General features: G+C 68.0%; 10 protein-coding genes. 5 read left to right on the top strand and 5 right to left on the bottom strand.

Annotation, left to right across the window (positions count from 1 at the left end; genetic code table 11):
- Positions 1-30 precede the first annotated feature (30 nt).
- Positions 31-777: a 4-hydroxy-tetrahydrodipicolinate reductase gene (dapB, locus tag QSJ59_RS03890; protein ID WP_285757285.1), complete on the top strand. Its 747-nt coding sequence runs from the start codon at positions 31-33 to the stop codon at positions 775-777.
- A gap of 17 nt (positions 778-794) precedes the next feature.
- Here dapB and QSJ59_RS03885 read toward each other — a convergent pair whose 3' ends face one another.
- From QSJ59_RS03885 to QSJ59_RS03865, 5 genes are all read right to left on the bottom strand, one after another.
- Positions 795-1,544: an MIP/aquaporin family protein gene (locus QSJ59_RS03885; protein WP_285757284.1), complete on the bottom strand. Its 750-nt coding sequence runs from the start codon at positions 1,542-1,544 to the stop codon at positions 795-797.
- Positions 1,545-1,705: 161 nt separating this feature from the next.
- The gene (gene glpK, locus QSJ59_RS03880) at positions 1,706-3,211 is read right to left on the bottom strand and encodes a glycerol kinase GlpK (RefSeq protein WP_285757283.1); all 1,506 of its coding nucleotides are present in this window, start codon (positions 3,209-3,211) and stop codon (positions 1,706-1,708) included.
- A gap of 181 nt (positions 3,212-3,392) precedes the next feature.
- On the bottom strand, positions 3,393-4,163 hold the full coding sequence (locus QSJ59_RS03875; RefSeq protein ID WP_285757282.1) for an IclR family transcriptional regulator: 771 nt from the start codon (positions 4,161-4,163) through the stop codon (positions 3,393-3,395).
- A 512-nt stretch (positions 4,164-4,675) separates the two neighbouring features.
- Positions 4,676-5,551 carry a 1,4-dihydroxy-2-naphthoate polyprenyltransferase gene (locus QSJ59_RS03870; protein ID WP_285757281.1) on the bottom strand — a complete coding sequence of 292 codons (876 nt, stop codon included), beginning with the start codon at positions 5,549-5,551 and terminating at the stop codon, positions 4,676-4,678.
- A gap of 109 nt (positions 5,552-5,660) precedes the next feature.
- Positions 5,661-6,227, bottom strand: coding sequence for a GNAT family N-acetyltransferase (locus QSJ59_RS03865; RefSeq protein ID WP_285757280.1), 567 nt, complete (start codon positions 6,225-6,227; stop codon positions 5,661-5,663).
- A gap of 236 nt (positions 6,228-6,463) precedes the next feature.
- Here QSJ59_RS03865 and QSJ59_RS03860 point away from each other — a divergent pair, with 236 nt between their 5' ends.
- The 4 genes from QSJ59_RS03860 (at position 6,464) to QSJ59_RS03845 (ending at position 12,215) form a co-directional block, all read left to right on the top strand.
- The gene (locus QSJ59_RS03860) at positions 6,464-6,844 is read left to right on the top strand and encodes a phage holin family protein (RefSeq protein ID WP_285757279.1); all 381 of its coding nucleotides are present in this window, start codon (positions 6,464-6,466) and stop codon (positions 6,842-6,844) included.
- A gap of 90 nt (positions 6,845-6,934) precedes the next feature.
- A complete protein-coding gene (dapA, locus tag QSJ59_RS03855; protein WP_285757278.1) occupies positions 6,935-7,912 on the top strand; it encodes a 4-hydroxy-tetrahydrodipicolinate synthase in 978 nt (325 codons plus the stop codon).
- Positions 7,909-9,594: a ribonuclease J gene (locus tag QSJ59_RS03850; RefSeq protein WP_285757277.1), complete on the top strand. Its 1,686-nt coding sequence runs from the start codon at positions 7,909-7,911 to the stop codon at positions 9,592-9,594. Before dapA ends, QSJ59_RS03850 begins: the two co-directional genes overlap by 4 nt.
- A gap of 119 nt (positions 9,595-9,713) precedes the next feature.
- Positions 9,714-12,215: a DNA translocase FtsK gene (locus tag QSJ59_RS03845; protein ID WP_285757276.1), complete on the top strand. Its 2,502-nt coding sequence runs from the start codon at positions 9,714-9,716 to the stop codon at positions 12,213-12,215.
- The last annotated feature ends 167 nt before the right edge of the window (positions 12,216-12,382 follow it).

Raw genomic sequence — 12,382 nt, 5'->3', positions numbered from 1 at the left:
TCCACCGGTGATTTTGGTACGGTGAGGCCCGTGATCAAGGTAGGAGTTTTCGGCGCCGAAGGGCGTATGGGGTCTGAAGTTGTCAAGGCCGTCGAGGCGGCTCCGGACACCGAATTGGTGGCCGGCGTCGGAGGGCCGGGCGAGCGCGATGCCGTGCTCGGCGCGGACGTGGTCGTGGACTTCACCCACCCCGACGAGGTGATGGGCAATCTCCGCTGGCTCATCGCCAACGGCATTCATGCCGTGGTGGGAACCAGTGGTTTCGACGAGGGCCGTCTTGCCGAGTTGCGCGGCCTTCTCGACGAGGCCCCTGGGGCAAAGGTCCTCATCGCTCCCAACTTCGGTATTGCCGCGGTGCTGATGATGCATTTCGCTGCCAAGGCCGCCCCCTACTTCGAGTCGGCCGAGGTCATCGAGCTCCACCATCCGAACAAGGCCGATGCGCCCAGCGGGACCGCGTACCGTACCGCTGAACTGATCGGTGCCGCTCGTGACCGGGCGGGGCTGGCCCCGGCCCCCGATGCCACGACCTCCGAGATCCAGGGGGCCCGTGGTGCCCAGGTGGCGGGGGTCCACGTGCACGCGCTGCGCATCACCGGAATGATCGCGCATCAGGAGGTCGTGTTCGGCACGCACGGTGAGACGCTGACCATTCGACACGACTCAATGAACCGCGAGTCGTTCATGCCGGGGGTGCTGCTCGGTGTCCGTGAGGTGGCCGGCCTGGCCGGACCGCTCACCCTGGGCCTGGAACCGCTGCTCGGTCTCACCGACTGACCCCGACCGCTGGGCGCTCAGCCTCCGAAACCCGTGAGTTTCCAGACCAGGGCGCCCAGCACTCCACCGACGACGGGGCCGACGACCGGAATCCAGGCGTAGGACCAGTCGGAGTCGCGCTTGCCCGGGATCGGCAGCAGGAAGTGCGCGATACGCGGTCCCAGGTCGCGAGCAGGGTTGATGGCGTACCCGGTGGGACCGCCCAGCGAGAGGCCGATCGCCAGCACCAGCAGCCCGACCAGCAGGGGGGCGATTCCCGTGCTGAACAGTGCCGACAGGTCCACGTTGTCCTGGGTGATGGCGCCTGAGTTCGCCCCGATGCCCAAGATGCCCAGCACCAGCATGAACGTGCCGATGACCTCGGTGGTGAAGTTGGCGGGCGCGTTGCGGACGGCCGGTGCGGTGCTGAAGACGGCGAGTTTTGCGTCGGCGTCCTCGGTGATCCTCCAGTGGGGGAGGTAGGCCAGGTACACCAGTACCGAGCCCATGACGGCGCCGGCCAGTTGGGCGGTGATGTACCCGGGCACCATCGCCCAGGAGAAGTCGCCGATGGAGGCCAGCCCCAGGGTGAGGGCGGGGTTGAGGTGCGCGCCGCTGACCTGGCCGGTGACGTAGGCGGCGACCATCACGGCCATTCCCCAGCCCAGGGTGATGACGATCCAGCCGCCGTTGTTGGCCTTGGACTTGGCCAGTAGGACGCCCGCTACGACACCGTTGCCGAGTAGGACGAGGATGGCGGTTCCGATGAACTCCGCTAGGTATTCCATTTCGGGGACCTTCCACTGAACGGCGGATCCGCCCCGGGTGTTCGGGCATGCCGAGGGGACGCGCGGCGGTGATGGGGATGAGCGGGGTGATGTTCGAGGATGTCCGCACGGTCGGCGAGGAGGGAAACGGGCCGCTCCGACCGTGCGGCCAGCGCACCTGGTCAGTCCTGAGGCTGCTCGTCGTGCTCCACCCAGCCCAGGGTGCGCTGCACGGCCTTGGTCCAGTTGCGGTATTCCCGTTCGCGGACCTTCGGGTCCATTCGGGGGCTCCACTCGGCAGCCTTGTGCCAGTTGGCGCGCAGGCTCTCCATGTCCTTCCAGTAGCCCACGGCGAGGCCGGCCGCGTAGGCCGCTCCCAGACAGGTGGTCTCGGCGACCATCGGCCGCACGACCTCCACATCCAGTACGTCGGCGAGGGTCTGCATCAGCAGGTTGTCGGCGGTCATGCCTCCGTCGACCTTGAGCGAGGTCAAGGGGATGCCGGAATCGGTGTTCATGGCGTCCACGACCTCGCGGGTCTGCCAGGCACTGGCCTCCAGCACGGCGCGCGCGAGGTGGCCTTTGTTGACATAGCCGGTCAGCCCGGTGATGACACCGCGCGCGTCACTGCGCCAATGAGGGGCGAACAGCCCGGAGAACGCCGGGACGATGTAGCAGCCGCCGTTGTCCTCCACGGTCAGAGCCAGTGTCTCGATCTCGGGGGCACTGGCGATCAGGCCCAGGTTGTCGCGCAGCCACTGGACGAGTGAGCCGGTCACGGCGACGGCGCCCTCCAGCGCGTAGACCGCGGGCTGGTCGCCGATCTTGTAACCCAGGGTGGTCAACAGTCCGTTGGCCGACATGACCGGTTCGGTGCCGGTGTTGAGCACGAGGAAGGTGCCGGTTCCGTACGTGCCCTTGACCTCGCCGGGGGAGAAGCAGGTCTGGCCGAACAGTGCGGCGTGCTGGTCGCCCAGAGCGGACGCGACCGGTACCCCCGCGAGAAAACCGGTGGCCTCGCCGTAGACCTCGGCACTGGAGCGGATCTCGGGCAGCACGGCTGCGGGAATGCCGATCGCGTCCAGGATCTCGGGATCCCACTGGAGGGTGTGCAGGTTCATCAGCATGGTGCGGCTGGCGTTGGTGACATCGGTGATGTGCTGTCCGGTCAGTTTCCAGATGATCCAACTGTCCATGGTGCCGAAGAGCACCTCGCCGCGCTCGGCCCGTTCGCGCAGACCGGGGACCTCGTCCAGCAACCACCGAAGCTTCGGGCCGGCGAAGTAGGTGGCCAGCGGCAGACCGCAGCGTTCACGGAAACGTTCCTGGCCGACCACACCACCCAGCCGTCGGATCAGATCGTCGGTTCGGGTGTCCTGCCACACGATGGCGTTGTGAACGGGTTCGCCGGTCTCGCGGTCCCACACGACAGTCGTCTCGCGCTGGTTGGTGATGCCCACCGCGGCGAGTTGGTCGGGCGTGATGTCGCCTTTCTCCAGCGCCTCGTGCACGACCTGCTGCACGCCGTCCCAGATTTCTGCTGCATCGTGTTCGACCCAGCCGGGCTGCGGGAAGATCTGGCGGTGTTCACGCTGGCCGACGGACACGATCCGTCCGTCGCGGTCGAAGATGATGCAACGACTCGACGTGGTTCCCTGGTCGATCGCGGCCACGTACTGCTGGGTCATCGGTGTTCGCCTCCGGTGGGTGTCCGGGGGTGGCAGATGGCCCGTTGTGGAACTGTCCCAGTGCGGTCGCCTGCTATTCCCGAACGTCGTACGTCATTGTCGTACGCAAAGTGTGATGTGCCTCTCCAGATTTTGTCAAGCGTTGGCAATCCGGCTGTGTTACCGACCCGCGGAGCCCCCACTACCAGGGGGTCGCACCGAGGTCCCGGGAGACCGCACGGGCTGCATCGCGGACGTAGGAGACCTGGCCCATGTCGGGTTTCCCGTCCTCGCACAGTCGTTCTACGGCGCCGCGCACCCCGATGGCACCCACGGTCATTCCACGGCGGTCCCGGATCGGAGCGGCGATCGACACCTCGCCCTCCACCAGTTCCTCCACATCGGCCGCCCAGCCGCTGGCCCGCGCCAGTGAAAGCTGCGCCGTCAGGTCGTCGAAAGAGGTGATGGTCCGAGGGGTGTAGGACTCCAGGGCTCCGCCCTCGGCGTAGTACTCAGGAGTGGCGAGCGGGTCGAAGGCCAGCAGGACCTTGCCCAGGGCGGTGGCGTGCAAGGGCAGCAGAGTGCCCACGTCCAAGATCTGGCGGCTGTCGTCGGGCCGGAACACGTGGTGCACGATCAGCACCTGGTGCTTGTGGAGCGTACCGATGCGCACGCTCTCCCCACTGCGGCCCGCCAGGGAGTCCGCCCAGTTGAGGGCGCGAGCCCTCAGTTCGTTGCCGTCCAGGTAGCGGGTGCCCAGGCTGAGTACGCCCCCGCCCAGGCGGTAGTGGCTGGACCCGGAGTCCTGTTCGACGAACCCGACGTGCTGGAGAGTCCGCAGGATGCCCAACGCGGTTCCCTTGGGCAGTTCCAGGGACCGTGAGATCTCGCCCAGGCTCAGCCCGCGGTTCCCGCCGGCAAGCAGCCGAAGGACAGCCGCCGCGCGTTCGATCGACTGAATGCGTCCAGGCATCGGCTACAAACGCTCCTTAATACGACAATGTCACACGCCGATCTTACTCGTGCGTGTGACCTGGGCTACTGATCCGCGCGCCGCAGCCCTGCTCAGCGGACGGGTGCGGGCGCCCGGCGCGGGGAGCAGAAGGACACGAGAGAGGCAGGGCCCGTACGGCGCAGCGCCTCGCCCCTGGGACGGTCGGCGCAGTGGACCTCCGGCATGACCGGGACGGCCGAACCGCGCCCGGCCATGGCGCTACATCGCGCCCACCGCGTCGGTGCGCAGGACCGGCCTCCTCGTGCACGGGGAGCGCGGAGCCGACGCACCCCACCAACCGGGCGCCCGGCCTCGTCGTCGGGGGAAAGGGAGCAGCCGCTCGGGCAGGAAGCAGCCGACAGGCGACGAGTGCACCGGGCGGCAGGTGATGTCCACTGCGCTGATCAGGCTCGTGCGTCGACCCTGACGAAAACCGGTCCGGCGGCCGAGAAGGCCAGTGGTCGTCCAGTGCGGAGCGCGGTCCGGGCCGTTCAGAGCGTCCCCAGCGCCAGCCCGACCGCGTAGAGCACCCCGAAGGCCAACTGGAACTTGCCGGTCTCGCCCAGTCCCAGGACGAGGTCGCCGCCGGATTGGCCGCCGAGGACGCGCTTGGTCGGACGCACCGCGAGTGGGGCCGACAGCACTACCAGGAGTACCCACCAGCTCGCCGGAGCGGTCGCCAGTGCCGCGGCGAAGGCGACCAGCACACAGACAGCGAAGAGCCCACGCGCCTTCGTGTCGCCGAGAAGGACGGCCAGGGTGTGCTTACCGGTCTCGGAGTCCGTGGGGATGTCGCGCACGTTGTTGATCACCAGGACCGCGCAGGACAGGAGCCCGACCGGGACGGCTGCCAGCCAACCCTGCCACGGGACGGAACCCACCTGGACGAACACGGTCCCGGTGACCGCGACCAGGCCGAAGAACACGAACACCGAGACCTCGCCGAACGCCCGATACCCGTAAGGGTTGGCACCACCGGTGTAGAACCAGGCCGCCAGGATCGCGGCCGCGCCCACCAGCAGCAGCCACCAGGAGGAGGTCGCTGCCAGGGCGAGCCCCGCCACCGCCGCGACTGCCAGGGCCCCTAGGGCGGCGGCCAGCACCTGTTCGGGGGCTGCCAGCCCACTGGCGGTCAGACGGAGCGGCCCCACGCGTTTCTCGTCGGTGCCCCGGATCCCGTCGCTGTAGTCGTTGGCGTAGTTCACCCCGACCTGAAGCGCCAGTGCCACCACCATGGCCAGGAGGGCCTTCCACCACACGGCCGCCCCCACTCCGAAGGCGACCCCCGTCCCCACCACAACAGGGACGACCGAGCTGGGCAGGGTCCGCGGGCGTGCGCCCGCCACCCAATCGCTGACCGTGGCCACGCACCGGCCCCATTTCCGCACTCGGCCTGCAGCGTCGAGGGCGTGCCCCGCGAGCAGGCGTTCCACCTGGTTCGGTCCCCAACCGTATCGCCGGGCGGGTCGTCCCCGATCAGCGGCTGATCGAAGCGTGCAGTCGGACCATGGGGATCAGGACGCCCATGTCCAGCTCGCGGCGGGCGCCGTCCGAGCGCCACCCGGCTGCTTCGAGGAAGGCGCGCAACGGGTTGTCGGCCTCCAGAACCCACACGTAGACGGCATGGAAACCGTCGTCGAGCAGGTGGTCCACGAGCGCGTTCAGCAGCCGGCTGCCGTGCCCTCTCCGCAGGTGCCCGGGGTCCACGTGCAGCGCGTAGACCTCCGCGTCGGTGCCCGGCCAGCGATCGGAGTCCTCGGCCGGGCCGATCGCGGCGAACCCCACGACGGTTCGCTCCTCGGTGGCCACCAGCAGACGATGCTTGCCGGTCGGAGGCTTCTCCACCGCGTCCAGCCACTGTTCGGCGAACCGCGCCCCCGCCTCGTCCCCGGTGAGCTCGGCCAATACGTCCGCCGGCAGGACGCTTGCGTACATGTCCCGCCAGGCGGCTACCTGCACGCCCACCACCGGCCCGACGTCCTCGGTACGCGCGGTACGAACAAAACTGGAAAGTTTCTCTGTCGACACGGGAAGCGTCCCCATTCGCTCGGTAGTCAACGCTGACCAGCGACCATCGTCGCAGCCGGACCGGGATCGGTGAAACCGGCGGAGTCGACCGGGGCGACCCGGGTTGGAGCCGGCTGCCGTGGGGAGACCCAACTGACACGCGTTCATCCCGGAGTATCCGGTCGGGGGCGTGGGGCACCTCCCCTGAGATGTCCCTGAAATCGGTGATTCGGCGTTCAGCAGGCGGTAGCGGTCATGGGAGCATCGGCAACGTGAGCATCATTATTCGAGTCATCGTCAACGCGTTCGCACTGTGGGCGGCAGTTCTTCTGGTGGACGGGATCAACGTCGACACCCAGAACGTGGCCACCACGATCCTGGTCTATCTCGGCGTCGGCGCGCTCTTCGGCCTCGTCAACGCCGTTATCAAGCCGATCGTCAAGACGGTCGGCTGTGTCTTCTACGTCCTCACGCTGGGCCTCATCGCCCTGGTCGTCAACGCGCTGCTGCTGCTGCTCACCGAGTGGCTTGCCGGCATCCTCGGAATCCCCTTCGTGATCACCGGTTTCTGGCCGGCCTTCTGGGGGGCGATCATCATCACCGTCGTCAGCTGGCTCCTCAGCCTTTTTGTCGGCGGCAACGACGACGAGTGACCCGGTGCCGGGCGGGCGCGGCACGCCGCAGTCCCCGCTGAACGGGGTCGTTGGCGCCGTCCGTCCGGCTTTCGCGGTACCGTTTGCTGCATGGTAGGCAGTACTACGCCGAACGCGCCCTTCGGCCAGATGTTGACCGCGATGGTCACCCCAATGCACGACGACGGCGACGTCGACTACGACGGCGTTGCCCGGCTCGCGGTGTACCTGGTCGACGAGCAGCGCAACGACGGGATCGTTGTCAGTGGCACGACCGGAGAGTCGCCGACCACGAGCGATGACGAGAAAGACCGTGTCCTGCGCGCCGTTGTAGAGGCCGTCGGCGACCGGGCCACCGTCATCGCCGGGGTGGGAACCAACGACACCCGACACAGCATCGAGTTGGCCAAGGCCGCCGAGCGCGCTGGCGCGCACGGCCTGCTCACGGTCACTCCCTATTACAACAAGCCGCCCCAAGAGGGGCTGCTGCGCCACTTCACCGCGATCGCCGACGCCACCGAGCTTCCGGTGATGCTCTATGACATCCCGCACCGCACCGGGACCCCGATCGCCTCTGAGACCCTGGTCCGCCTCGCCGAGCACCCGCGCATCCTCGCCAACAAGGACGCCAAGGACGACCTGGGCGCGAGCTCCTGGGTCATGGAACGCACCGGCCTGGCCTACTACTGCGGCTCGGACATGTTCAACCTGCCGATGCTCTCCATCGGCGCAGCCGGCTTTGTGAGCGTTGTCAGCCACATCGTCGGCACCGATCTGTACGACATGATCGACGCCTACCACTCCGGCGACGTCACCCGGGCACTCGCCATCCACCGCCGGCTGACCCCGGTCTACACCGGGATGTTTCGCACCCAGGGCGTGATCACGACCAAGGCCGTGCTCAACATGTTCGGGCTGCCCGGCGGCGCGGTGCGCACTCCGCTCGCCGATGCCTCGGCAGAGCTCCAGGCGCTGCTGCGCGAGGACCTTGCCGCGGCCGGTGTGAAGGGGCCCATCGGGCTTGCTCCGCACCAGGCGGTTCCCGGGGGTGCCGTGGGAGTGGAACGGCTGACGGAAGGATCCGCATGAGTCACCCGCATCCCGAGCTTGCTCCGCCTCCGCCCCTGGCCAAAGGGGCGCTGAGGGTCGTCGCCCTCGGCGGACTGGGCGAGATCGGCCGCAACATGACGGTGTTCGAATACGCCGGCAGGTTGCTGATCGTCGACTGCGGGGTGCTCTTCCCCGAAGAGGAGCAGCCCGGTGTCGACCTCATCCTCCCGGATTTCGACTACATCCGGGACCGCCTCGACGACATCGAGGCGATCGTGCTCACGCACGGCCACGAGGACCACATCGGTGCCGTGCCGTTCCTGCTGCGCGAGCGTGCCGACATTCCGTTGGTCGGCTCCCGCCTGACGCTGGCGTTCATCTCGGCCAAGCTCGGCGAGCACCGCATCAAGCCGGAGGTGGTCCAGGTCGAAGAGGGGGAGCGCCGCTCCTTCGGTGACTTCGACCTCGAATTCTTCGCGGTGAACCACTCCATCCCCGATGCCCTGGCCGTGGGGATCCGGACCCCGGCAGGTTCGCTGCTGCACACCGGCGACTTCAAGATGGACCAGCTGCCGCTGGACGGACGCATCACCGACCTCGGCGGATTCGCCCGGTTCGGTGCCGAAGGCGTCGACATGCTGCTGTCGGACTCCACCAACGCAGAGGTGCCGGGCTTCGTCACCAGCGAGCGCGACATCGCGGGAGTCATCGACAACGTTTTCGCCAAGGCAGACAAGCGCATCATCCTGGCCTGTTTCGCCTCGCACATCCACCGTGTCCAGCAGGTCCTGGACGCTGCCCAGGCACACGGCCGCAAGGTCGCGTTCGTCGGGCGCTCCATGGTCCGCAACATGAACATCGCCAGGGACCTGGGTTACCTGAAGATCCCCGGCGGGTTGCTGGTGGACGTCAAGGAGCTCGACGGCCTGCCCGAGAGCGAGGTGCTGATGGTGTGCACCGGCTCCCAGGGCGAGCCGATGGCCGCGCTGAGCCGGATGGCCAACCGCGACCACCAGATCCGCATCGAGAAGGGCGACACGGTCGTCCTGGCCTCTTCGCTCATCCCGGGCAACGAGAACTCGGTCAACCGTGTCATCAACGGCCTGACCCGGTGGGGCGCCAAGGTCGTGCACAAGGGCAACGCCCTGGTGCACGTGTCGGGGCACTCCTCTGCCGGCGAGCTGCTGTACGTCCTCAACATGGTCAAGCCGCGCAACTTCATGCCGGTCCACGGCGAATGGCGCCACCTGCGGGCCCACGCCCGCCTCGCCGAACTCAGCGGTGTTCCCGAGAACCGGGTGGTCATCGCCGAGGACGGCGTCGTCGTCGACCTGTACAAGGGCAAGGCGCGCATCGCCGGAGTGGTCCAGGCCGGGTACGTCTACGTGGACGGCAACTCCGTGGGCGACGTCACCGAGTCCGCGCTCAAGGACCGTCGGATCCTCGGGGACGAAGGCTTCATCTCCGTGGTCATCGCGGTGGACTCCACCAGCGGCAAGTTCATCGGGGAACCCCAGATCCACACGCGCGGTGCCGGTATCGACATTGACGCCTACGACGAGGTCATCCCCAAGATCCAGAGCGCACTGGAGCGGGCGGCCTCCGACGGCATCACCGATCCCGGGCAATTGCGCCAACTGGTGCGCCGCAGCGTCGGTCGTTGGGTCAGTGACACGTACCGTCGTCGCCCCATGATCGTTCCCGTGGTGGTCGAGGTCTAGGCACCGGCACCACCATTACGCGCCCCGGGGGGGCGGCCCGCTGGCCGCCCCCCCGGGGCGCGACACGCCAGGGACCGCTGTTCCGGGAAACCGGTGACTTCCTTAGTAGGCTGCCGGTCATGGCCACCCGCGCGCCCAAGTCCTCCCAGCGTTCCGGCGGTGAAACGTCCCGTGGCGGCGGATCGGGCCGGAAGGCCCCGGCCCGCCGGCCCGCCGCTCCGACGTCTCGTCCCCGGCAGTCCGCAAAGCGGGCCCCGGCCGCCAGGCGGGGCAACGCCTCTGAGGGCCCCATCGCCCTGCTTTTCACCTGGATCGGTCGCGCGATCCTCTTCGCGTGGCGCATGCTCGCCCATACCGTCGGCGGTCTGGCCCGTGCCACCGGGCGCAGCGCACGCGACCTCGACCCCGACCTGCGCCGCGACGGCGCCGGGATGATCCTGCTCGCGCTGGGGCTGCTCATCGCCGCAGCCGTATGGTGGGACACCGAGGGGCCTCTGCTGGATGCCACCCGTATGGTCGTCGTCGGCGGTTTCGGTGCTTTCTCCCCGGTGCTGCCGCTGTTGTGCCTGCCGTTCGCCTGGCGGCTCATGCGCACACCGGGGACCGGACAGACCGATGTCGGCCGCCTGGTCATCGGTTGCGTGGCACTGTTGGTCGGCCTGCTCGGCCTCATCCACATCGGTCACGGCATTCCCTGGCCTTCGGAGGGGCAGGAGGCCATGCGCAGTTCCGGAGGCCTCATCGGGTTCGCCGCCTCCGGCCCTCTCAGCATGCTGATCACCCCGTGGCTCACCGGTGCCCTGCTGTTGATGCTGGTGGTGTTCGGTCTGCTCGTGGTCACCGCCACTCCCGTCCACCGCATTCCCGAGCGGCTCAGCCAGCTCTTCGGCGGCCTCGTGGAGCGGGAGGACGACGGCCCCTCGGCCGGCCTGGAGATCTTCGACGACGAGGGGGAGCAGCAGGCCCCGCCCAAGCGCAAGCGCAAACCGAGGGCGAAGAAGGACGAGGAGCAGCCGGAAACGCATGCGGGGGACCACGAGCGTCCCTACGACACGCCTGTGGTGGAGACCGCCAAGCCGCCGCGCAAGCCTGCCCCCGACCCCACCCCGGCGCCGGCCGCGGTGGAGCAGTTGTCCATCCCCTCCCGGGTGGTGGACGGCGACTACGAACTCCCGCCGCCGATGCTGCTCAAGCCGGGGACTCCGTCCAAACCCCGGACGAAGGCCAACGACATCGTCGTCGAGGCGCTCAGCGGTGTCATGGACCAGTTCAACGTGGACGCCGAGATCACCGGTTTCACCCGTGGTCCTACGGTCACCCGGTACGAGATCGAACTGGGCCCGGCGGTGAAGGTCGAGAAGGTCACCGCGCTCACCAAGAACATCTCCCTCGCGGTCAAGAGCGCCGACGTGCGCATCCTGTCGCCCATCCCGGGAAAGTCCGCGATCGGGGTGGAGATCCCCAACACCGACAAGGACATCGTCAGTCTCGGCGACGTCATGAGCTCCACCGCCGCCACCTCCGACGACCACCCCATGCTGGTGGGCCTGGGCAAGGACGTCGAAGGGTCCGACGTGGTCGCCAACCTCGCGAAGATGCCGCACGTGCTGGTGGCAGGTGCCACCGGTGCCGGTAAGTCGACCTGCATCAACGGACTCATCACCTCGATCATGATGCGGGCGACCCCCGACGAGGTCCGACTCATCCTGGTCGACCCCAAGCGCGTCGAGCTCACCATGTACGAGGGCATCCCGCACCTCATCACGCCGATCATCACCAGCCCGAAGAAGGCTGCCGACGCTTTGCAGTGGGTGGTCGGCGAGATGGACCGCCGCTACGACGACCTCGCGGCGTCGGGCTACCGGCACGTCGACGACTTCAACGCCGCTGTGCGCGCAGGAGAGCTCACCGCACCACTGGGCAGCGAACGGGTCTACGAGCCCTATCCCTACCTGCTGGTGATCGTGGACGAGCTCGCCGACCTCATGATGGTCGCTCCGCGCGACGTCGAGGAGTCGGTCGTGCGCATCACCCAGCTCGCCCGTGCCGCCGGGATCCACCTCGTGCTGGCCACCCAGCGCCCCAGCGTTGACGTCGTCACCGGGCTCATCAAGGCCAACGTGCCGTCGCGTCTGGCCTTCGCCACCTCCAGCCTTTCCGACAGTCGTGTCATCCTGGACCAGCCCGGTGCCGAGAAACTGGTCGGAAAGGGCGACTCGCTCTTCCTGCCGATGGGCTCTTCCAAACCCATCCGGTTGCAGAACGCCTGGGTCTCCGAGAAGGAGATCCGTACGATCGTCGACCATTGCAAAAAGCAGTCCGAACCCGCCTACCGCGAGGACGTCGGAGTAGGCGAGGCGAAGAAGAAGGAGATCGACGAGGAGGTCGGCGACGACCTCGACCTGCTGCTCCAGGCCATCGAACTGGTCGTGACCACCCAATTCGGTTCGACCTCGATGCTGCAGCGCAAGCTGCGCGTCGGTTTCGCCAAGGCCGGGCGGTTGATGGACCTCATGGAGAGCCGCGACATCGTGGGCCCCAGCGAGGGGTCCAAGGCTCGTGACGTACTCGTCACTCCTGAGGGGCTTCCCGAGGTCCTGGCGGGTCTGCGAGTCGACTGAGCGGGGCACGGGAGCACCGGTTTCTCGCCCGGGACACCGACCGTCTCGTGCAGGAAGGGTTTCTGCCGGTCACGTGTCGGGCCCCGTCGCCGCTCCATGACGCCTGCGCGGATGTTGGTCTTTTCTTGACCTTGGGCCTAGGCGTGTTTGCGCATCGTTGCGGCGCC

The sequence above is a fragment of the Nocardiopsis ansamitocini genome, from assembly GCF_030268225.1.
GTDB classification, from domain to species: Bacteria; Actinomycetota; Actinomycetes; order Streptosporangiales; family Streptosporangiaceae; genus Nocardiopsis_D; species Nocardiopsis_D ansamitocini.
The sequence above is the reverse complement of the archived record's forward strand: the minus strand, read 5'-3'. Positions and strand labels throughout refer to the sequence as shown.